This is a genomic window from Cyanobium sp. Copco_Reservoir_LC18 (assembly GCF_009834675.1).
Taxonomy (GTDB): domain Bacteria; phylum Cyanobacteriota; class Cyanobacteriia; order PCC-6307; family Cyanobiaceae; genus Cyanobium; species Cyanobium minutissimum.
In genome coordinates, this window is the sequence record NZ_ASAC01000026.1 from 132,023 (window position 1) to 150,975 (window position 18,953).

The 18,953-nt window shown below is 70.2% G+C and carries 25 protein-coding genes and 1 tRNA gene; 21 read left to right on the forward strand and 5 right to left on the reverse strand.

All coding sequences use genetic code 11. The features are described 5' to 3' along the window. Window positions 1-7: 7 nt before the first annotated feature. Entirely contained in the window at window positions 8-115 is a 108-nt protein-coding gene (gene psbM / locus L107_RS15000) for a photosystem II reaction center protein PsbM (protein ID WP_015109223.1), read from the reverse strand. Window positions 116-142: 27 nt separating this feature from the next. Next, window positions 143-613 carry a 2Fe-2S iron-sulfur cluster-binding protein gene (locus L107_RS15005; RefSeq protein WP_159820143.1) on the reverse strand — a complete coding sequence of 157 codons (471 nt, stop codon included), beginning with the start codon at window positions 611-613 and terminating at the stop codon, window positions 143-145. A 191-nt stretch (window positions 614-804) separates the two neighbouring features. Here L107_RS15005 and psbB point away from each other — a divergent pair, with 191 nt between their 5' ends. The 13 genes from psbB to L107_RS15065 all read left to right on the forward strand — a co-directional run bounded on the left by psbB (window position 805) and on the right by L107_RS15065 (window position 9,905). Next, window positions 805-2,364 (forward strand): photosystem II chlorophyll-binding protein CP47, encoded by a 1,560-nt coding sequence (gene psbB, locus L107_RS15010; protein WP_159820145.1) that lies wholly within the window; start codon window positions 805-807, stop codon window positions 2,362-2,364. A gap of 24 nt (window positions 2,365-2,388) precedes the next feature. Then, window positions 2,389-2,484, forward strand: a complete 96-nt coding sequence (locus tag L107_RS15015) for a photosystem II reaction center protein T (RefSeq protein ID WP_010314684.1) — start codon at window positions 2,389-2,391, stop codon at window positions 2,482-2,484. A gap of 136 nt (window positions 2,485-2,620) precedes the next feature. Further along, window positions 2,621-3,106: a transcriptional regulator NrdR gene (nrdR, locus tag L107_RS15020; protein ID WP_106221944.1), complete on the forward strand. Its 486-nt coding sequence runs from the start codon at window positions 2,621-2,623 to the stop codon at window positions 3,104-3,106. Between the two features lie 126 nt (window positions 3,107-3,232). Continuing rightward, window positions 3,233-4,309, forward strand: a complete 1,077-nt coding sequence (locus tag L107_RS15025; RefSeq protein WP_159820147.1) for a 30S ribosomal protein S1 — start codon at window positions 3,233-3,235, stop codon at window positions 4,307-4,309. 22 nt (window positions 4,310-4,331) lie between these two features. Next, entirely contained in the window at window positions 4,332-4,967 is a 636-nt protein-coding gene (locus tag L107_RS15030) for an HAD family hydrolase (RefSeq protein ID WP_370515502.1), read from the forward strand. After that, complete coding sequence (locus tag L107_RS17065; protein ID WP_370515503.1) at window positions 4,943-5,176, forward strand: hypothetical protein; 234 nt, start codon at window positions 4,943-4,945, stop codon at window positions 5,174-5,176. Before L107_RS15030 ends, L107_RS17065 begins: the two co-directional genes overlap by 25 nt. Window positions 5,177-5,205: 29 nt before the next feature. Beyond that, window positions 5,206-6,465, forward strand: coding sequence for a methionine adenosyltransferase (gene metK / locus L107_RS15035; RefSeq protein ID WP_159820149.1), 1,260 nt, complete (start codon window positions 5,206-5,208; stop codon window positions 6,463-6,465). Further along, a complete protein-coding gene (locus L107_RS15040; protein ID WP_159820151.1) occupies window positions 6,440-7,789 on the forward strand; it encodes an FGGY-family carbohydrate kinase in 1,350 nt (449 codons plus the stop codon). Before metK ends, L107_RS15040 begins: the two co-directional genes overlap by 26 nt. A gap of 146 nt (window positions 7,790-7,935) precedes the next feature. Further along, window positions 7,936-8,208: a DUF2470 domain-containing protein gene (locus L107_RS15045; RefSeq protein WP_159820153.1), complete on the forward strand. Its 273-nt coding sequence runs from the start codon at window positions 7,936-7,938 to the stop codon at window positions 8,206-8,208. A gap of 138 nt (window positions 8,209-8,346) precedes the next feature. Beyond that, the gene (locus tag L107_RS15050) at window positions 8,347-8,934 is read left to right on the forward strand and encodes a ComF family protein (RefSeq protein ID WP_159820155.1); all 588 of its coding nucleotides are present in this window, start codon (window positions 8,347-8,349) and stop codon (window positions 8,932-8,934) included. A 30-nt stretch (window positions 8,935-8,964) separates the two neighbouring features. After that, window positions 8,965-9,037: transfer RNA gene (locus L107_RS15055), tRNA-Phe, on the forward strand. A gap of 31 nt (window positions 9,038-9,068) precedes the next feature. Then, a complete protein-coding gene (locus L107_RS15060; RefSeq protein WP_106221930.1) occupies window positions 9,069-9,302 on the forward strand; it encodes a hypothetical protein in 234 nt (77 codons plus the stop codon). Window positions 9,303-9,311: 9 nt separating this feature from the next. Further along, window positions 9,312-9,905 carry a chromophore lyase CpcT/CpeT gene (locus tag L107_RS15065; RefSeq protein ID WP_159820157.1) on the forward strand — a complete coding sequence of 198 codons (594 nt, stop codon included), beginning with the start codon at window positions 9,312-9,314 and terminating at the stop codon, window positions 9,903-9,905. Between the two features lie 16 nt (window positions 9,906-9,921). Here L107_RS15065 and L107_RS15070 read toward each other — a convergent pair whose 3' ends face one another. Further along, a complete protein-coding gene (locus L107_RS15070; RefSeq protein WP_159820159.1) occupies window positions 9,922-10,350 on the reverse strand; it encodes a hypothetical protein in 429 nt (142 codons plus the stop codon). Between the two features lie 263 nt (window positions 10,351-10,613). Between L107_RS15070 and L107_RS15075 the strand changes: the two genes are divergently transcribed. From L107_RS15075 to L107_RS15105, 7 genes are all read left to right on the forward strand, one after another. Then, on the forward strand, window positions 10,614-11,459 hold the full coding sequence (locus L107_RS15075; RefSeq protein ID WP_159820161.1) for a phycobilisome rod-core linker polypeptide: 846 nt from the start codon (window positions 10,614-10,616) through the stop codon (window positions 11,457-11,459). A 43-nt stretch (window positions 11,460-11,502) separates the two neighbouring features. Continuing rightward, window positions 11,503-11,763 carry a phycobilisome linker polypeptide gene (locus tag L107_RS15080; RefSeq protein ID WP_106221922.1) on the forward strand — a complete coding sequence of 87 codons (261 nt, stop codon included), beginning with the start codon at window positions 11,503-11,505 and terminating at the stop codon, window positions 11,761-11,763. A 388-nt stretch (window positions 11,764-12,151) separates the two neighbouring features. Further along, window positions 12,152-12,670: a phycocyanin subunit beta gene (locus tag L107_RS15085; protein WP_106221918.1), complete on the forward strand. Its 519-nt coding sequence runs from the start codon at window positions 12,152-12,154 to the stop codon at window positions 12,668-12,670. Window positions 12,671-12,715: 45 nt separating this feature from the next. Continuing rightward, window positions 12,716-13,204, forward strand: coding sequence for a phycocyanin subunit alpha (cpcA, locus tag L107_RS15090; RefSeq protein ID WP_015109240.1), 489 nt, complete (start codon window positions 12,716-12,718; stop codon window positions 13,202-13,204). A gap of 118 nt (window positions 13,205-13,322) precedes the next feature. Then, window positions 13,323-14,144, forward strand: coding sequence for a HEAT repeat domain-containing protein (locus L107_RS15095; protein WP_159820163.1), 822 nt, complete (start codon window positions 13,323-13,325; stop codon window positions 14,142-14,144). After that, entirely contained in the window at window positions 14,144-14,806 is a 663-nt protein-coding gene (locus tag L107_RS15100) for a HEAT repeat domain-containing protein (protein ID WP_159820165.1), read from the forward strand. The genes L107_RS15095 and L107_RS15100 overlap by 1 nt, the downstream gene beginning before the upstream one ends. Continuing rightward, complete coding sequence (locus tag L107_RS15105; protein WP_159820167.1) at window positions 14,803-15,309, forward strand: low molecular weight protein-tyrosine-phosphatase; 507 nt, start codon at window positions 14,803-14,805, stop codon at window positions 15,307-15,309. The genes L107_RS15100 and L107_RS15105 overlap by 4 nt, the downstream gene beginning before the upstream one ends. Here L107_RS15105 and L107_RS15110 read toward each other — a convergent pair. Together L107_RS15110 and L107_RS15115 are read right to left on the reverse strand one after the other, a co-directional pair. Further along, window positions 15,306-16,904 (reverse strand): bifunctional pantoate--beta-alanine ligase/(d)CMP kinase, encoded by a 1,599-nt coding sequence (locus tag L107_RS15110; protein WP_370515504.1) that lies wholly within the window; start codon window positions 16,902-16,904, stop codon window positions 15,306-15,308. The genes L107_RS15105 and L107_RS15110 overlap by 4 nt on opposite strands. 58 nt (window positions 16,905-16,962) lie before the next feature. After that, window positions 16,963-17,457: a septal ring lytic transglycosylase RlpA family protein gene (locus tag L107_RS15115; protein ID WP_159820169.1), complete on the reverse strand. Its 495-nt coding sequence runs from the start codon at window positions 17,455-17,457 to the stop codon at window positions 16,963-16,965. A 436-nt stretch (window positions 17,458-17,893) separates the two neighbouring features. On the opposite strand from L107_RS15115, the gene purM reads away from it, so the two are divergent. Beyond that, complete coding sequence (gene purM, locus L107_RS15120; protein ID WP_159820171.1) at window positions 17,894-18,928, forward strand: phosphoribosylformylglycinamidine cyclo-ligase; 1,035 nt, start codon at window positions 17,894-17,896, stop codon at window positions 18,926-18,928. Window positions 18,929-18,953: the final 25 nt, after the last annotated feature.

Below are 18,953 nucleotides of genomic sequence, written 5' to 3' on the forward strand. Positions count from 1 at the left end.
GGGCGACTCAGCCCCCCTGGCGGCTGTTCGTCTGGATGTAGAGAATGATCAGAAAGACGGCGGGAACCAGAACGAACAGGAGGCTGGCAACGAAGCCGAGGTCGTTGGTTTCCATGACTGCTGGTGAGGTGCTGAGAACGTATCACCGCCCATCGGCGGGAAGGACGCCCCCTTCATCGCTCGTTGCGGATGGGGCGGCCTCCTCCTCCGGCTCCTCGGCGGCGGGTGGGACGGGCCAGGCGGTGGGCCCCTCCGGCAGGGGCTGGGCCAGGGCCCTGGCCAGGTCGCCTTCCCGGTCCGCGAGTCCCACCTGGGGCCTGGTGAGCACCATCAGCGATTTCTGCACCAGGGCCTGGCAGGCCAGCCGCCAGGTCTGGGGACGCCGTCTCAGCTTGAGCTGTTCCACCGCCGTCTGTTCCGTGAGGGCGTTGGCCGCCCCGCCCTCCACCACCTCCACGAAGCAGGTGATGCACTGGCCGCAGCCCCCGCAGTTGCCCAGCCGGCCCTTGAGGCCGTACAGCTCGATGCCTTCGCGCAGGGCGACCTCGCGGAGGTTCTCCCCCGGGTAGCACTCCACGTCACGCTGCTCGCGCACGAACCGGATCACGGGCATGGCGGAAGCCTCGGGGGAACAGGACGGCTCCCATTGTGAGGCGCGCCGTTGCGGTCCGTTACCTGGGCCCCGTGGCGTTGCCCGCAACCCTTACCATCGCCAGCACGGATCGGTAATCACCGAGCGTCTCCTTAGCCGCCATCGCCCCGGCGACCGGCTTCGGCAACTGTCAACCCAGACCTGACCCCCCAATGGGATTGCCCTGGTACCGGGTGCACACGGTCGTCATCAACGACCCGGGCCGACTGCTGGCCGTGCACCTCATGCACACCGCCCTGGTAGCCGGCTGGGCCGGCTCCATGGCGCTCTATGAGCTCGCGATCTTCGACCCCTCCGACCCGGTCCTCAACCCCATGTGGCGCCAGGGCATGTTCGTCATGCCCTTCATGGCTCGCCTGGGTGTGACGGGCAGCTGGGGTGGCTGGAGCGTCACCGGTGAAACCGGCGTCGACCCCGGCTTCTGGAGCTTCGAGGGCGTGGCCGCCGCCCACATCATCTTCAGCGGTCTCCTCTTCCTCGCCGCCATCTGGCACTGGACCTACTGGGATCTCGAAATCTGGCAGGACCCCCGCTCCGGGGAGCCGGCTCTCGACCTGCCCAAGATCTTCGGCATCCACCTGCTGCTGGCGGGCCTGGGCTGCTTCGGCTTCGGCGCCTTCCACCTCACCGGCGTCTTCGGGCCAGGGATGTGGATCTCCGATCCATACAGCCTGACGGGCCACCTCGAACCGGTGCAGCCCGCCTGGGGACCGGAGGGCTTCAACCCCTTCAATCCGGGCGGGATCGTGGCGCACCACATCGCCGCCGGCATCGTCGGCATCATCGCCGGCATCTTCCACATCACCACCCGTCCGCCGGAGCGCCTGTACAAGGCTCTCCGCATGGGCAACATCGAGACGGTGCTGGCCAGCGCCATCGCTGCGGTCTTCTTCGCGGCCTTCATCGTGGCCGGAACCATGTGGTACGGCTCGGCCGCCACGCCGGTGGAACTCTTCGGCCCCACCCGCTACCAGTGGGATCAGGGTTACTTCAAGACGGAGATCAACCGTCGCGTCCAGACCGCCCTCGACAACGGCGCCACCAAGGAAGAGGCCTACGCGGCCATTCCCGAGAAGCTCGCCTTCTACGACTACGTCGGCAACAGCCCCGCCAAGGGTGGTCTGTTCCGCGTGGGCCCGATGATCAACGGTGACGGCCTGCCCACCTCCTGGATCGGCCACATCTCCTTCACCGACAAGGAAGGCCATGACCTCGAGGTCCGGCGTCTGCCCAACTTCTTCGAGAACTTCCCGGTGGTGCTCCAGGACGAGCAGGGCATCGTCCGCGCCGACATCCCGTTCCGTCGGGCTGAAGCGAAGTACTCCTTCGAGCAGCAGGGTGTGACGGCCACCGTCTACGGCGGTGCCCTCAATGGTCAGACCTTCACCGATCCGGCTGATGTCAAGCGCCTGGCCCGCAAGGCCCAGCTCGGCGAGGCCTTCGAGTTCGACCGGGAGACCTACCACTCCGACGGCACCTTCCGCAGCTCCCCCCGCGGCTGGTTCACCTTCGGCCACGCCTGCTTCGCCCTGCTCTTCTTCTTCGGCCACATCTGGCACGGTGCCCGCACCCTCTACCGTGATGTCTTCGCCGGGATCGACCCCGATCTGGGTGAGCAGGTGGAGTTCGGTCTGTTCGCCAAACTGGGCGACCGTTCCACCCGGCGCCTGCCCGAGGGCTACGTGCCCCCGGCCGGTTCCACCCTCAGCTGACCGCCAGTCCCCCCGAGGATTCCCATGGAGAGCTTCGCCTACATCCTGATCCTGGCCCTGGCCATTTCCACGCTGTTTTTCGCGATCGCCTTCCGCGACCCCCCGAAGATCGGCAAGTGACCATCTGGCCTGATTGATGCCGAGCCCCCGGGAAACCGGGGGTTTTTTCATGCGCTACGCCCCCGACAGGGAGGCACCCCCTTCTCTTTGTGCGCGTAGCTGTTTACACTCCCAACAATTGGACGCGTGCCCGGGGATGCAATGTCCCTCCTGCCAACACACCGATAGCCGCGTTCTGGAATCAAGGGCCGCCGATTCCGGGCGCAGCGTGCGGCGGCGCAGGGAGTGCCTCAACTGTGATTTTCGCTTCACCACCTACGAACGGGTCGAGACCGTCCCGATCACCGTGGTCAAGCGCAACGGCAGCCGCGAAACCTTCAACCGCAGCAAACTGCTGCACGGTCTGCTGCGCGCCTGTGAGAAGACGGGCCTGGAACCGGCCCGGCTCGAGGCCGTCGTCGACGACATCGAACTGGCGCTGCAGCAGCGGGTCGGCCGGGAGGTGAGCAGCAACGAGATCGGTGAGCTGGTGCTGCAGCGCCTGCGGGAGATGAGCGAGGTGGCCTACGTGCGCTTCGCCTCCGTGTACCGCCAGTTCCAGAGCGTCAGCGATTTCGTGGCCACCCTCGAAGGGCTGGGCAGCCGCGCCAAGACCAAGAACCGGCTGGCGGTGGTGGGCTGAACCTGTCCCAGGCCCGCGAGCCGATCGGCCCGCCGGTCCATTGATAGAGTGATTGATCGGGTGTGCGCTGCAGGCGGGCAGCCACTCCGTTCCTTCGCACTGCCGCCGGCAGACCGCCCCAGCTCCATGACCCTCACTCCTTCTTCCGAAGCCGACACCCTCGAGGCCCTCGCGCCGATCAGCGGCGAGGAGCCCACCGACGTGGAGGCCAGCGCCGATCTCGATCTGGCGATCCCGGAAGAGGTGCCCAGCGCCGACGACTCCAGCAGCCGTGTCAGCGCACGGGACGGCGACGGTGTGGGCTTCACGCTGGACGAGTTCGCGGCCCTGCTCAGCAAGTACGACTACAACTTCAAGCCCGGCGACGTCGTCAACGGCACCGTCTTCGCCCTGGAATCCAAGGGCGCGATGATCGACATCGGCGCCAAGACCGCCGCCTTCATGCCCCTTCAGGAGGTGTCGATCAACCGGGTGGAGCACCTCTCCGACGTGCTCGAGCCCGGCGAGGTGCGCGAGTTCTTCATCCTCAGCGAGGAGAACGAGGACGGCCAGCTCACCCTGTCGGTGCGTCGCATCGAGTACCAGCGCGCCTGGGAACGGGTGCGGCAACTGCAGAAGGAGGACGCCACGATCTACAGCGAGGTGTTCGCCACCAACCGCGGCGGCGCCCTGGTGCGGGTGGAGGGCCTGCGGGGCTTCATCCCCGGCAGCCACATCAGCACCCGCAAGGCCAAGGAGGAACTCGTCGCCGACTTCCTGCCCCTCAAGTTCCTCGAGGTGGACGAGGAGCGCAACCGGCTGGTGCTCAGCCATCGCCGTGCCCTGGTGGAACGCAAGATGAATCGCCTCGAGGTGGGCGAGGTGGTGCTCGGCACCGTGCGGGGCATCAAGCCCTACGGCGCCTTCATCGACATCGGCGGTGTCAGCGGCCTGCTGCACATCTCCGAGATCAGCCACGAGCACATCGAGACCCCCCACACCGTGCTCAACGTCAACGATCAGATGAAGGTGATGATCATCGACCTCGACGCCGAGCGGGGGCGCATCTCCCTGTCCACCAAGGCCCTCGAGCCCGAACCGGGCGACATGCTCAGCGACCCCCAGAAGGTGTTCGACAAGGCCGAGGAGATGGCCGCCCGCTACAAGCAGATGCTGCTCGAGCAGGCCGAGGACAACGAGCCGATGGGTGTCTCCCTGGAATGAGGTCGCGCCGGATCCGCTGACGATGGTTCACCTTTCCCTGCGGGGCACCCCGCTGCCCTGCGGGGACCGCCCCCTGGAGGCAGTGCTGTTCGACAAGGACGGCACCATGAGCCACAGCGAGCCGATGCTCGTGGCCCTGGCCCAGGCCAGGGTCTTTCATTGTCTGGCCCTGGCCGGCCTGGACGAGCATGACCCGGAGCGGCACCGCGATCTGGGCGCCCTCCTGCATCGCGCCTATGGCCTGTCCGCCGAAGGCCTTCACCCGGCCGGCACGATGGCGGTGGCCAGCCGCGACCAGAACCTGGTGGCCACCGCCACCGCCCTGGCCCAGGTGGGCCTCGGCTGGCCCGAAGCCCTGGCCACGGCCGAGGCGGTGTTCGCCCGCACCGATGCCCTGCACGGCCAGGGGAGTGAGCAGCGGCCGGCCCCCACCCCGGGCCTGCGGTCCCTGCTGGAGGCCCTGCGCCAGGCGGGGGTGCGCTGCGCCGTGATCAGCAACGACCACGTGGAGGGCATCGAAGCCTTTCTGGCCGCCCACGATCTGGCCGCCTACGTGCAGGCCCTCTGGAGCGCCGAGCATCAGCCGCGCAAACCCGCCCCGCCGCCGTCCACGGCCTGTGCGCGGAGCTGGGCGTGGCCGTGGAGGGCTGCGCCCTGATCGGCGACGCCAACAGCGACCTGCGCATGGCGAGGGCCGCCGGGGTGCCGGTGGTCCTGGGCTACCGGGCGGGGTGGCGTCGGCCGGTGGCGCTGGACGGGTCCTTCCTGCAGCTGGACCACTGGCGGGAGCTCGCCGTCGTGCCGGGGAACGCCGCCGTACCCCCCAATGGCTCCAGCGCCACTGGGATGGTCGCCCCACGGGAATAAGCTCAGCCATCGACCGATCCCCTGCCCCTATGAGCCGTTTCGTCTTCACCTCGGAATCGGTGACGGAAGGCCACCCCGACAAGATCTGTGATCAGGTCAGCGACGCCGTGCTCGACGCGCTGCTGGCCCAGGACCCCTCCAGCCGGGTGGCCTGCGAGACCGTGGTGAACACCGGCCTCTGCCTGATCACGGGGGAAGTCACCACCAACGCCCGCGTCGACTTCAACACCCTGGTGCGGGGCGTGATCGAGAAGATCGGCTACAGCGGCGCCCGCGCCGGCGGCTTCGACGCCAGGAGCTGTGCCGTGCTGATCGCCCTCGACCAGCAGTCACCGGACATTGCCCAGGGTGTGGATGAGGCCGACGACCATGACGGCGATCCCCTCGACAAGGTGGGCGCCGGCGACCAGGGCATCATGTTCGGCTACGCCTGCGACGAAACCCCGGAGCTGATGCCGCTGCCCATCAGCCTGGCCCACCGGCTGGCGCTGCGCCTGGCCCAGGTGCGCCATGACGGCAGCCTCGGCTACCTGCTCCCCGACGGCAAGACCCAGGTGAGCGTGGTCTATGAGGACGACCGCCCCGTGGCGATCGACACGATTCTCATCTCCACCCAGCACACCGCCGAAGTGGAGGGGATCAGCGACGAGAAAGCGGTGCAGCAGCGCATCAAGGACGACCTCTGGACGCATGTGGTGCTGCCCGCCACGGCCGATCTGCCCCTCCAGCCCTCCAAGGAGAGCACCCGCTTCTACGTCAACCCCACCGGCAAGTTCGTGGTGGGCGGCCCCCAGGGCGACGCCGGCCTGACGGGCCGCAAGATCATCGTCGACACCTACGGCGGTTATGCCCGCCACGGCGGCGGTGCCTTCTCCGGCAAGGATCCCACCAAGGTGGACCGCTCCGCCGCCTACGCCGCCCGCTATGTGGCCAAGGCCCTGGTGGCCTCCGGCCTCGCCCACAAGGCCGAGGTGCAGCTCAGCTACGCCATCGGCGTGGCCCGGCCCGTGAGCATCCTGGTGGAGAGCTTCGGCACCGGCGCCCTCAGCAACGCCGATCTCACCGCCCTGGTGCAGGAACATTTCGACCTGCGCCCCGGCGCCATCATCGAAGCCTTCGGCCTGCGGGAACTGCCCCAGCAGCGGGGAGGACGCTTCTACCAGGACGTGGCCGCCTACGGCCACTTCGGCCGCAAGGACCTCGACCTCCCCTGGGAGGACGTGACCGCCATCGCCGCCACCCTCAAGCAGGCCACGGCCAGCCGTGTCAGCGCTGTACCTGGGGGTTGACCTCGGCAGCAGCGGCCTGCGCCTGGCCGTTCTGGCCGACGCTGGAGAAGCCGGTGGCGAGCCTGACGCCCCGGTGCTGGCACTGCAGGCACCGTACCCGGGCCGTTTCGAGGACCCGGAGGCCTGGAGGCAGGGCCTGATCCAGCTGCTGGCCGCCGTGCCCGAGCAGATCCGCCGGCGCGTGACGGCCCTCGCCATCGATGGCACCTCCGGCACCCTGCTGGCCTGCGGGCCCGGGGGCCGCCTGCTGCCGCCGCCCCTGGCGGCCGCCCTGCCTTACCACCAGGCCTGTCCGGAGCAGGCCGGGGCCATCGCCACCCTGCTGGCCGCGGAGGCGGGGACGGGGGCCGCGGAGAATGGGGCATGGGGCGACCATCCGGCCGCCAGCAGCAGCGGCAGCCTGGCCCGGGGCCTGCGCCTGCTGGCCCTGGCCCGGGAGGCCGGCCTCGCCCAGGGTCTGCTGCTGCGTCACCAGGCCGACTGGCTGGTGGGCTGGCTGCTGGACGACTGGCGCTGGGGCGAGGAGGGCAACAATGTGCGGCTGGGCTGGGACCTGCCGCAGGGCCGCTGGCTCGCGGGGGTGGCCGAAGGCCTGGGTGCCGGGGCCCTGCCCACGATCCGCCGCAGCGGCGGCCGCCTCGGCCCGCTGGCTGCGGAGGCGGCGGCCTGCCTGGGCCTGCCGGCGGACTGCCAGGTGGTGGCCGGCAGCACCGATGCCAATGCGGCGGTGCTGGCCACCGATCCCCAGGAGGGCGATGGCATCGCCGTGCTGGGCACCACCCTGGTGCTGAAGCAGTTCGTGGCCGCCCCCCTGGCCGGACCCGGCCTCATCAACCACCGGGTGGGCGGCCGCTGGCTGGCGGGGGGAGCCTCCAACGCCGGCGCCGGCATCCTGCGCCGCTTCTTCGACGACGCCCAGATCGCCGAACTGAGCCGCCAGATGACGCCGGACCGTCCCACGGGGCTGGCCCTGCGGCCCCTGAGCCGCCGGGGCGAGCGCTTCCCGGTGGACGACCCGGCGCTGGAGCCGATCCTGGAGCCGAGGCCCGCCAGTGATGCCCGCTATCTGCAGGCCCTGCTGGAGGGGCTGACCGCCATCGAGGTGGCGGGCTGGCGGCGGCTGCGGGAGCGGGGGGCCCCGGCCCTGCGGCGGGTGATCAGCGTCGGCGGCGGCGCCCGCAACAGCCAGTGGCGGGCCCTGCGGACGCGCGCCCTGGGGCTTCCGGTGCTGAACCGACCGAAACGCACGGCGGCCCTGGGCATGGCCCTGCTGGCACGGGCCAGCTCCAGGATGGGGGCCGAATCCGCCCCAACTCAGCCATGAACGAACGTCTCCAATCGATCCTCGCCATGGCCCTGTTCGTCGTGCTGGCCGGCTATGTGGGCTTCAGCGGCCTGCGGCTGGGTCTGCTGCTCTGGCAGCGGTTTGCCGGCGCCTGAGACCAGAATTCCCCCAACCGACCTGAACCCATGGCCGCCGATCCCCTCACCGCCGCCGTGAGCGACCGCATCTGCAAGCACATGAACGACGACCACGCCGAGGCCGTTCTGGCCTACGCCCGCCACTACGGCGGCTGCACCGAAGCCCGCCAGGCCCGAATGCTGGCCGTGGGGCCCGAGGCGATGCGCCTGGAGGTGGACGGCACCCGGGTGGAGGTGCCCTTCGACCACACCCTCACCGACAGCGAGGACGCCCACCGCACCCTGGTGGCCATGCTGCGGTCGCTCCCCGGGAAGGCTTGAAGCAGCGACTGCGCCGCCAGCGGCGGCGCCGGACCCCTGACCCTCCTCACACGCCTGGGCCGGCTTCCGTTCGGCTGGATCGCCGCCACCCCCTGCCCCCTCTGCCAGGGCCTGCAAGCGCCGGGTCATGAGCCCGGGATGCCCTGCCCGGACTGCCGCCAGCGCCTGCCCCTGCCGGCCGGGGCCCTGAGGGGCAACGAGCCCCTGCTCTGGTGGGCCGCCGGGGCCTACGACGGCGAGCTGCGGCGGTTGCTGCTCGGGCTGCGGCAGCGGCCGGAGCCCGCCAGGGTGGGGGCCCTGGTGCAGGTGCTGGCGGAGGGGCTGCCGTTGTGGCGGCAGCGGCCGCTGCTGGTGCCGGTGCCGAGCTGGAAACGGCGGGGGAATCCCCTGCCGGCGCTGGTGTGCCGCCAGCTCGTCCGCCAGCTGGGCTACCGCCGCGCCGATCTGCTGGAGCGCTCCCGGCCGGTGCTGGGCCAGCACCACCTCGGCAGAAGCCTGCGCCTGGCCAACCAGGAGGGAGCCTTCCGCTGTCGCCGCGGGCCGCGCCTCGGCGAGGCCCTGGGGCGGCCGGTCCTGGTCGTCGACGACATCCTCACCAGCGGGGCCACCGGCTGCAGCGCCGCAGCGGCCCTGGAAAGCCTCGGCTGGCAGGTGGTGGGACTCCTCTGCCTGGCCCGCACGCCCCGGGGGCGCACCCGGACGGCCCGGTCCCCCAGCGGTCCGTGATCTAAGATCGCTGCGTCGCTCCGGCGACGGGCCGGGATAGCTCAGTTGGTAGAGCAGGCGACTGAAAATCGCCGTGTCCCCAGTTCAAATCTGGGTCCTGGCATTGCGTGCGGACTGCTCTGCAGCCCATCACCATGCCCCATCAGCCCTCGACCTCCAGCCAGATCTTCAACAACGCCGACAGCTTCGCCCAGGCGTTCGATGAGGCCTGGCAGGAGCACAGTCGAGAGGATCCCTCCCACGGGCTCTCCAGCACCGAGAAGCTCGAGGCGATCCTCGGCCGGGTGGCGGCCCACCCCTTCGCCCAGGCCGATCCGGCCATGGCCCGCCAGGTGGGGGCCTTCCGGATCCGCCTGCTCGACCTTTAACCGGCGCCCATGAGCAGCTCCCTCGCCCGCCTCCTCCAGCTCCTGAGCGGCGGCTTCAGCAACCAGAGCCAGGCCTTCGACAATCCGCCCCTCTACGCCCACATCCTGGTCAAGTTCCGGCCACTGCCCCAGCTGGCGCCAGGCTCCCTGCTGCTGGAACAGTCCTACGCCATCTCACCCGGCACGCCCTACAGAATCCGGGTGCTGCGCGCCGAGCGCCGCAACGGCGCCCTGATCATCCACAACCAGGCCCTGCACGAAGAGCAGCGTTTCTGGGGCGCCATCGAGGATGAGGGGCGACGCCGAAGCATCGGGGACGCCGACCTGATGCCCCTTGAGGGCTGCACCTACGTGGTGCGGGAGGTGGGTGACGGGTTCGTCGGCGAGGTGGAGCCTGGCTGCCGCTGCCTCGTGGAGCGCAAGGGGAGTGTGGCTTACCTGGTGAGCAGCTTCGAGATCGATGCCCGGGGCATGCGCACCATCGACCGGGGCCACGATCCGGCCACCCACGAGCAGCTCTGGGGATCCCTGGCGGGCCCCTTCGAGTTCGAGCGCACCGACGACTACCGCGCCGAACTCCCGTCCGCCTGGCTGGAGGCCTGAGCGGCCAGGGGCCCCTTCAGCCGGCGATCAGCTCGTCCATGAAGGGCTGCTCCCCCTCATCCAGAAAGGGATCGACCTCCTCCGGGGCCAGGTCGAAGGGTTCCGCCACCGCCACGGAGGCCGGTGCCTCCTGCTGGAAGGCCGGCGGATGCACCGCCTGCAGATGGCGGGAGGTGCCGCCGCGATCCAGACCCCGCAGGGCCGCCTCGATCCTGGCCAGGCGCTCCTCGGTGTCGCCCAGCCGCTCGTCCATGGCGGCCCCATGGGCGGCCTCCAGGTCGGCCACCTCCTCCAGCCGCGCCCCGATGCGATCCTCATGCCCCCCGAGGCGCTCCTCCAGCTCCAGCAGGCGGTAGGTGAGCGCTTCGGTCACCTGGGACAACACCTGCAGCTGATCAGCCAACCGCAGGGAGGAGTCCTCGGATGGGGATACAACAGAAGCCATGACGGCACCGGGATGATGGCCGGATGGTATCGGCGTGGGGCCGGCCCGCCAGGGGTGTCCCCGGCCGGGGGGTTTGTAACGATTCTGAAAACCCTGTCGTGGCGAGCGGACAGGCCCATAGGATCCGCCTTGCAGCCCATGATCGGGACGTGTCCTGCAGCCGTCCTTGAAGGCGTCTGCCGAACCGCAGCGGCCCTGCGCCCTGCCCATGCGCCCTGCCCACTGACCTTCTCTCCAACGCCTCTCCCCCGGCACCCACGCTCATGACACTTGCCAACGCTGCCTATCTGGGCATCGAGCGTTTCTCCAGCGACCGCAACAAGGAAAACTGGACGAACGCCACCGAAAACGACAAGGCCGCCCTGATCCGCGCCGTCTACAAGCAGGTGCTCGGCAACCAGTACGTCATGGCCAGCGAGCGGCTCACGGGTCCGGAGTCCCTCTTCAAGCGCGGCTACCTGAGCGTGCGGGAGTTCGTGCGCCAGGTGGCCAAGAGCGGTCTGTACAAGGCCAAGTTCTTCGAAAGCACCAACCCCTACCGCTTCATCGAGCTGAACTTCAAGCATCTCCTGGGCCGGGCTCCCCAGAACAAGGCCGAGATGCTGCACCACTTCACGATCCTGCAGGAGCAGGGCTACGACGCCGAGATCGACTCCTACCTCGACAGCGCCGAGTACCAGAACCGTTTCGGTGAGGAGGTGGTTCCCTACCTGCACGGCTGGGACTACTCCTCCGGCCAGCAGGGACTGCAGTTCTCCTACATGCTGCAGCTCACCCGGGGCGTGGGCGCCTCGGTGCGGGGCGATCTGCTCAAGAACCAATCGCGCCTCAACCCCTCGGTGCATGCCGAGGCCCCCATGCCGGTGGTGAGCCCCAACGCCAGGGGCAGCGTCTTCCGCAAGGTCACCACCGACGGCATCACCCGCCAGGGTGTGGGCGCCGGTGAAGAGGGACGCACCTTCCGGGTCGAGATCTCCGGCTTCAACAACTACCGCCTGCACAAGCGCAGCAACCGGGTGCGCTTCATCCCCTTCAACAAGCTGCTGCAGACCCAGCAGCAGATCCTGCGCGAAGGCGGCCGCATCGCCAGCATCACCCCGGTCAACTGAGCCGGGCCTCCGTTCAGCCTTTCCCCCCTACCCCTCCGAATCCATGAAGGTTTCCGCAGGCACCCGAGGCACCGGCCTCAACAGTTCCCGCCAGGTGGCGTTCACCGTCACCGGCGTCAACAACAACGACTACTCCCGCACCGCGGACATGGTCATGAACGTGCCGTTCACCCGCATGAACGAGACCATGCGTCTGGTCCATGCCATGGGCGGCAAGATCGTGAGTGTCTCCGTGACCGGCGGCGGCACCGGTGGCTCCGAGGCGCCGGCCCCCCGCAAGGGCAAGGCGAAGGCGGAAGGCTGAAGCCGGGCCCCGCTCCGGTGCTGCGGTGGGTCCCCTTCGAGGGGGCCCTTTTTCATGGGCCGGACGGGTGGCCAGGGCAGCGGGCCCTACACCCATCTGCGGGATCGACCGTCCAGGCTGAACCCCAGCGGCCGCCCAGCCGGCCGGAACGCCTGCGGCCGCTTGGATCCTGGCGGTAGTGACCATTTATGAAGGCGCTCCCATCCACCGGACGCCTTCACCAACAATGGGTAGGTCTTTCGGAGCGATGCCCGGCCCTGGCCAGGCGATCATCGAAAGCAACGACGCAGTCGACGTCAGCCAGGCCTCCCCCCGGACTGACGCTCCAGACTCGACCCCCTTACCCACCCAATCCCGACGTTCGACGTCGAGAACAGGAGCTAACTCAATGTTCGACGCCTTCACCAAGGTCGTTGCTCAGGCTGATGCCCGCGGCGAATTCCTCAACGCTGGTCAGATCGACGCCCTGGCGTCGATGGTTGCCGAGAGCAACAAGCGCATGGATGCCGTGAACCGCATCACCTCCAACGCTTCCAAGATCGTCACCAACGCGGCCCGCGATCTGTTCGACCAACAGCCCGCCCTGATCGCTCCCGGCGGCAACGCCTACACCCATCGCCGCATGGCTGCCTGCCTGCGCGACATGGAGATCGTTCTCCGCTACGTCACCTACGCCATCTTCACCGGTGACGCCTCCGTCCTGGAAGATCGCTGCCTCAACGGCCTCCGCGAGACTTACCTCGCCCTCGGCGTGCCCGGCGCTTCCGTCGCTGAAGGCATCCGCAAGATGAAGGACGCTGCCATCGGCATCGCCAACGACCGCAACGGCATCACCCAGGGCGACTGCTCCTCCCTGATGTCCGAAATCGGCACCTACTTCGATCGCGCAGCCGCTGCTGTCGCCTGATCTCCGCCTCATCTTCCGGTTCACCTTCTCTCCAACCACCTCCCCATGAAGACTCCCCTCACCGAGGCCGTCGCCGCCGCTGATTCCCAGGGCCGCTTCCTGTCCAACACCGAGCTCAACGCCGCCTTCGGCCGCTTCGAGCGCGCCAAGAACGCCCTGGAAGCCGCCAAGGCCCTCACCGCCAACGCCGACTCCCTGGTGAACGGCGCCGCCCAGGCCGTCTACAACAAGTTCCCCTACACCACCCAGATGCAGGGGAGCAACTACGCCTCCGACGCCCGCGGCAAGGCCAAGTGTGCCCGTGACATCGGTTACTACCTCCGCATGGTCACCTACTGCCTGGTCGCCGGTGGCACCGGCCCCATGGATGAGTACCTCGTGGCCGGTCTCGACGAGATCAACCGCACCTTCGAGCTCTCCCCCTCCTGGTACGTCGAGGCCCTGACCTACATCAAGGCCAACCACGGCGTCTCCGGCGACGCCGGCGTCATCGCCAACAACTACATCGATTACGCCATCAGCGCTCTCGTCTGAGCTCTAACGGCCTTCGTTGTCGTCCGGGTCCCCTGCGGGGGACCCTTTTTTCTGGCCGGAGTCCCGCCGGCCCCGGGGATGGCAGCATTTCCCGAGTCCCTCGCGCCTGCGCAGAACCATGGCCGGTGACGGCGAACCGATCAGCGAAGCCGAGGCGCTCGAGCAGCTTCGCCAGACCGACGACCAGTCCCGGCAGTACTACGCGGCCTGGTGGCTGGGGCGCATGCGCAGCCGGCACCCGGAGGCCGTGCCCCTGCTGCTGGCTGCCCTCACCCAGCGACAGCCGCGTGACCCGGGCGCCGGCGTCGAGCACAACGCCGTGGCCCGCAACGCGGCCCGGGCCCTGGGCAAGATCGCCGATGCGCGGGCCATCCCCGAGCTGCTGGCCGTGCTCGACGATGCCGACGACGGCCTGCGGGAGGCCGCCGCCCGCTCCCTCGGCGAGCTTCGGGCGACGGCAGCGGTGCCCCTGCTCACCCGCCGGCTGGCCAGCGGCCCCGCCGTTGCCGGAGCCTGCCGCGACGACAGCCCCCGGCTGCAGGAACCCTGCGAAGCGATGCTGGAGGCCCTGGGGGCGATCGGGGAGGCCCGGGAGGAGGTGCTGGAGGTGATCCGGCCCTTCACTGCCCACGAGCGGCCGCTGGTCCGCAGCGCCGCCTGCCGCGCCCTGCTGCAGCTCACCGGCGAAACGCTCTGGGCCGACGAACTGCTCGGTCTGCTGCAGCATCCCCAGCTGCAGGTGCGCCGCGCGGCCCTGATGGATCTGGGGGCGGTGGGATGGCGGCCCGCCCTGGAGCCGATCCGGCGCACCTTCGCCGAGAACAGCCTCAAGCTGATCGCCCTGCGGGGGCTGGTGGAACAGGGCCGCAGCAGTGCCAGCGGCTGGGAGGCGGACAGCGATGATGAGGCCCTCCTGATGGCGATGGACGCGCTGCTGTGATGACGGCCGGAAGCGGAGATTCCCAGCGCGCCGCCGATCGGATCCGGGCCTTCGAGCAGGCCGGCAGCGCCGAAGCGCTGGTGGCGGCCACCCGGCGGCTGACCGACTGCGACGACCCCCTGGCCACCGTGCCCCAGCTGGTGCAGGTGCTGGGCTTCAACAATCCCGGCGCCGCCGTCGCCGCCGTGGATGGCCTGATCGCGATCGGCCCGGCGGCCGTGGGCCCTTTGCTGGCCAATCTGGATGCCCACAACTACGGCGCCAGGGCCTGGGCCGTCCGGGCCCTGGCCGGCATCGGCGACCCGCGCGGGCTGGACGTTCTCGAGGACGCCCTGGCCACCGACGTCGGCCCCAGCGTGCGCCGGGCCGCCGCCAGGGGCCTGGGGGCCCTGCGGCTGGAGAGCCTCTCCGAGCAGGAGCGGGAGGGGATCCGCCTGCGCTGCCTGGAGGCCCTCGAAGCGGGACGCAGCGATGGGGAATGGGTCGTGCGCTATGCCGTGGCCGTGGGCTTCGAGGGCCTGGCCCTGCCGCTCGCGCCGCCCCATCCCCACCGTCGACGGGCCGTGGCGGCCCTCAGCCAGCTCCTGCAGCCGGAGCAGGAGGAGACTCTGGTGGTGCGCCTGCGGGCCGGTGTGGCCCTGAAGCGACTGGACAACCGATGACCCCCCCTGATCCCACCAGCATCCTGTTCGTCTGCCTCGGCAACATCTGCCGCTCTCCGGCCGCCGAGGGGGTCTTCCTGCACCTGATCGCCCGCCAGGGGCTGGAGCCGGCCTTCACGGTGGACTCCGCCGGCACCGGTGACTGGCACGTGGGCCGCCCCGCCGACGCCCGCATGCGCAGCGCCGCGGCCCGCCGGGGCATCGTCCTGCCCAGCCGGGCCCGCCAGATCACGGTGGACGACCTGAGCCGCTTCGACCACGTGCTGACGATGGACCGGCAGAACCTGGAGGCGGTGCGCGGCCTGGCCGGTCGGGGGGAGGCCGCCGCCCGCATCGGCCCGCTCACCCGTTACTGCCGCCGCTACAGCGTCGAAGAGGTGCCCGATCCGTACTACGGCGGCGAAGAGGGCTTCGAGCGGGTGCTGGACCTGCTGGAGGACGCCTGCGGGGGCCTGCTGGAGGCTCTCATGGCCGATCGGGACCCCGGCCTGAGCCGCCGCTAGGGGGCCCCCGACTCCTGCAGGGGGGAGGGGCCCCGCCAGGCGTCCTCCGGCACCCGCTCGCGGAACAGGTCGACCAGGCGCTGGATCACGGCGTCGATGGCCAGGCCGTCGGTGACCAGCTCCACGGCGTCGTCCGCCTGGCGCAGGGGGGCCTCGGCGCGGCTGGAATCACGGTGATCCCGTTCGGCGATCTGGGCCTCCAGTTCCGCCAGGGCCGGCACGTCGAAGCCGCGCTGGGCCAGATCCGCCGCCCGGCGGCGGGCCCGCTCCGCCACCGTGGCCGTGAGGAACACCTTGCATTCGGCCTCCGGGAAGACGGCGGTGCCGATGTCGCGGCCCTCCGCCACCAGGCCGCCCCGCCGGCCCATGGCCTGCTGCTGGTGGGTGAGGGCCGCCCGCACGCAGGCGTGGGCGGCCACGGTGGAGACCTGGGCGGTGACCTCGGGCCCCCGGATCGCCGCGCTGACCTCATGGCCGTTGACCCGCACCCGCTGCTCCCCGGCGGCGTCGGTCTCCAGCCGCAGGTCGAGGTCGTCGAGCAGGGGGGCGATCGCGGCGGGGTCGGCCGGGTCCACGCCCCGGTGCAGCACCCACCAGGTCAGGGCCCGGTACATGGCGCCCGTATCCAGATAAACAAGCCCCAGGCGGCGGGCGAAGGCCCGCGTGACCGTGCTCTTGCCCGCCCCGGCGGGGCCATCGATGGCGACGATCGGCGGACGGTTCATCAGAAAGATGTGGTCGATCAGGCGGGTGCTGCCGCAGCGGGCGGCGGCGGCGAGCAGGGAGATCCCGGTGGCGGCGGGCACCGGAGCCAGGGTAAGGGGATGGACGAGCTGCACATACTCGACACCGAGCCCCGCCGCCTCCAGGGCCCCGCTCACCGCCGCCGTCAGCGCTTCGGCGCTGCCGCCGCCGCCGCGCCAGAGCGTCAGCGCCGCCTGCAGGGCGGCCGGCAGGGCCGCCGCCTGGCCACGTTCCGCGGCGCTGAGGTAGCGATGGCGGGAGCTGCAGGCGAGTCCATCGGCCTCCCGCACAGTGGCGCACCCCTGGACCGTCACCGGCAGGGCCAGGTCGTTGACGACACGGCGCAGGATCGTGAGCTGCTGCCAGTCCTTCTCCCCGAGCAGGAGGCGATCGGGCCGCACCAGGGCCAGCAGCCGGCAGACGACGGTGGCGACCCCCTCGAAATGGCCGGGGCGTCCGGGGCCGCACAGGGACCGGCGCAAGCCGGCCGGGGGGACCACGGCGGTGAGCTCCGCCTCGCCACCGGGGAACAGTTCCGCCACGGAGGGAGCGAAGAGGGCATCGGCCCCCGCCGCGGCCCCGAGGGCCGCATCGGCGGCCAGATCGCGGGGATAGCGGGCGAAATCCTCGGACGGCCCGAACTGGAGCGGATTGACGAACACGCTGAGCAGCACCGCGGGCCGGCCCGCGGGGACGGCGGCGGACGCCCGCCGCAGCAGCTGCCGATGGCCCTCGTGCAGGCTGCCCATGGTGGGCACGAAGTGGAGCGGCCGCCCGGCCTGGCCGCGGCGCCAGTCGCTCAGGTCGGCCAGGGTCTGCAGCAGTCGCACCGGCACAAAGCAAAAGCCCACCCGCCAGATTGGCGGATGGGCCGAACTCAGAGTTGCCGGCTGGCGCCGGCCCGGGGGATCAGGGCAGGACTTCCAGCTTCACGTCAGCAATGCCGCTGGCGGTGAGGCCGAGCTCCTGGGCGGCACCGTGGGCCAGATCGATCACCCGCCGGCCATGGAAGGGACCGCGATCATTGATGCGCACCACGGCGGAACGGCCGTTCCAGAGGTTGGTGACGCGCACCATGGTGCCGAAGGGGAGGGTGCGGTGGGCGGCGGTGAGGGTGCCGGGGCGAAGCACCTCTCCACTGGCGGTGCGGTTGCCGAAGAATCCGGGGCCGTACCAGCTGGCCTGGCCGGTGGTGACCCGACCGGCGGAGGCGATCAGGTTGCTGGCCGTGGGGACGGGGCGGATCTCGTCGACAAAGCGCTCCCAGTCGGAGGGGAAGTCGGCGGGGCGAATGGCAACGGAACTCCCTGGCGCCTGCGTGGCAGTAAGGGAGCCGGCCTGGGCCGGAGCGATGCTGCTGGTGAAGAGGAGGGCGGCGGTGCCCAGGAGTTGAGTGACTCGCATGACAGGCGGAAATCACCGGCGGAGCAGGGAAACGAAGACAGGGACGTCTTCGGAGACTGCATTCGGACGCTGACGACAACCGGAACCAGAAGTGGTGTTGGCTGAGGTGAACGGGACCGAATTGGCCTGGTGAATTCCTTACAGGAAATGACAACCCCGGAAAACTATCCGAAGTCCGCAGGGCCCCAATGGACCCCGGAAGCCCCCCTGGATCGATCAGTTTTCTTCATCTTTGCCACCCTTCCAGGCGTCCACTGGCCTGACTGGCCCATCGGCGCTACCGAAACATCAGTCGATTTGATCGCTCCCATAAGCCCCGGCGATGGGAGTGTGGGCCAATCGCGGGATCGTCCACGTCCAGGGCCCCTCCGGTGCCTCCCCAGCCCCCCGCGGCCCCGTGCCGATGCAGGATCGGTGCAGCGCTGACCCTTGCCCCATGGACTATCGCTCTGCCGGCGTGGACGTGGTCGCCGGCCGCGCCTTCGTGGAACGGATCCGGGACAGCGTCGAGACGACCCGACGGCCGGAGGTGCTGGGCGGACTGGGGGGCTTCGGCGGGCTCTGCCGGCTGCCGGCCGGCATGAAGCGTCCGCTGCTGGTGGCGGGAACCGACGGGGTGGGCACCAAGCTCGAACTGGCCCAGGCCCACGGCGCCCACCACGGGGTGGGCATCGATCTGGTGGCGATGTGCGTCAACGACGTGATCACCAGCGGCGCCGAGCCCCTCTTCTTCCTTGATTACATCGCCACCGGCAAGCTCGGCCCCGAAGCCATGGCCGAGGTGGTGGAGGGCATCGCCGATGGCTGCCGCCAGAGCGGCTGTGCCCTGCTGGGGGGCGAAACGGCGGAGATGCCGGGCTTCTACGGCGAAGGCCGCTACGACCTGGCCGGGTTCTGCGTTGCGGTGGTGGAGGAGGAGGATAGGATCGACGGTGCCCGGGTGGACGCCGGCGACCGGATCGTCGCCGTGGCCAGCAGCGGTGTCCACAGCAATGGCTTCAGCCTGGTGCGGCGCATCCTCGAGGCCGAGGCCGTCGATGCCGGCACGCCGCTGCCGGCCACCGGCCAGGGGCTGATCGACGCCCTGCTCACCCCCACCTTTCTCTATGCCGCCCTGGTGAAGGAGCTGCGCCGCTCCGGGCTGCCTGTGCACGCCATGGCCCACATCACCGGCGGTGGTCTGCCGGAGAACCTGCCGCGCTGCCTGCCCCCGGGGGTCCACGCCGTGGTGGACCCCGGCAGCTGGGAGCGGCCGCCCCTGTTCCGCTGGCTGCAGGAGAAGGGAGAGGTGCCGGAGGCCGACCTCTGGCACACCTTCAATCTCGGGGTCGGCTTCTGTCTGGTGGTGCCACCGACGGCCCTGCCCGCTGTCCTCGACCTCTGCCGCTCCGCGGGCCACCAGGCCTGGGAGCTGGGTGTCGTCGCTCCGGGCGACCCGGGGGAGACCCCCCTGGCCGGATTGCCGCACTGAGGCGACGCCGGCCCGGATGCACCGC

Coding starts and splice junctions, on each gene's coding strand:
- psbM (WP_015109223.1), bottom strand. CDS start 115: ATGGAAACCAACGACCTCGGCTTCGTTGCCAGCCTCCTGTTCGTTCTG.
- L107_RS15005 (WP_159820143.1), bottom strand. CDS start 613: ATGCCCGTGATCCGGTTCGTGCGCGAGCAGCGTGACGTGGAGTGCTAC.
- psbB (WP_159820145.1), top strand. CDS start 805: ATGGGATTGCCCTGGTACCGGGTGCACACGGTCGTCATCAACGACCCG.
- L107_RS15015 (WP_010314684.1), top strand. CDS start 2,389: ATGGAGAGCTTCGCCTACATCCTGATCCTGGCCCTGGCCATTTCCACG.
- nrdR (WP_106221944.1), top strand. CDS start 2,621: ATGCAATGTCCCTCCTGCCAACACACCGATAGCCGCGTTCTGGAATCA.
- L107_RS15025 (WP_159820147.1), top strand. CDS start 3,233: ATGACCCTCACTCCTTCTTCCGAAGCCGACACCCTCGAGGCCCTCGCG.
- L107_RS15030 (WP_370515502.1), top strand. CDS start 4,332: ATGGTTCACCTTTCCCTGCGGGGCACCCCGCTGCCCTGCGGGGACCGC.
- metK (WP_159820149.1), top strand. CDS start 5,206: ATGAGCCGTTTCGTCTTCACCTCGGAATCGGTGACGGAAGGCCACCCC.
- L107_RS15045 (WP_159820153.1), top strand. CDS start 7,936: ATGGCCGCCGATCCCCTCACCGCCGCCGTGAGCGACCGCATCTGCAAG.
- L107_RS15050 (WP_159820155.1), top strand. CDS start 8,347: ATGCCCTGCCCGGACTGCCGCCAGCGCCTGCCCCTGCCGGCCGGGGCC.
- L107_RS15060 (WP_106221930.1), top strand. CDS start 9,069: ATGCCCCATCAGCCCTCGACCTCCAGCCAGATCTTCAACAACGCCGAC.
- L107_RS15065 (WP_159820157.1), top strand. CDS start 9,312: ATGAGCAGCTCCCTCGCCCGCCTCCTCCAGCTCCTGAGCGGCGGCTTC.
- L107_RS15070 (WP_159820159.1), bottom strand. CDS start 10,350: ATGGCTTCTGTTGTATCCCCATCCGAGGACTCCTCCCTGCGGTTGGCT.
- L107_RS15075 (WP_159820161.1), top strand. CDS start 10,614: ATGACACTTGCCAACGCTGCCTATCTGGGCATCGAGCGTTTCTCCAGC.
- L107_RS15080 (WP_106221922.1), top strand. CDS start 11,503: ATGAAGGTTTCCGCAGGCACCCGAGGCACCGGCCTCAACAGTTCCCGC.
- L107_RS15085 (WP_106221918.1), top strand. CDS start 12,152: ATGTTCGACGCCTTCACCAAGGTCGTTGCTCAGGCTGATGCCCGCGGC.
- cpcA (WP_015109240.1), top strand. CDS start 12,716: ATGAAGACTCCCCTCACCGAGGCCGTCGCCGCCGCTGATTCCCAGGGC.
- L107_RS15095 (WP_159820163.1), top strand. CDS start 13,323: ATGGCCGGTGACGGCGAACCGATCAGCGAAGCCGAGGCGCTCGAGCAG.
- L107_RS15100 (WP_159820165.1), top strand. CDS start 14,144: ATGACGGCCGGAAGCGGAGATTCCCAGCGCGCCGCCGATCGGATCCGG.
- L107_RS15105 (WP_159820167.1), top strand. CDS start 14,803: ATGACCCCCCCTGATCCCACCAGCATCCTGTTCGTCTGCCTCGGCAAC.
- L107_RS15115 (WP_159820169.1), bottom strand. CDS start 17,457: ATGCGAGTCACTCAACTCCTGGGCACCGCCGCCCTCCTCTTCACCAGC.
- purM (WP_159820171.1), top strand. CDS start 17,894: ATGGACTATCGCTCTGCCGGCGTGGACGTGGTCGCCGGCCGCGCCTTC.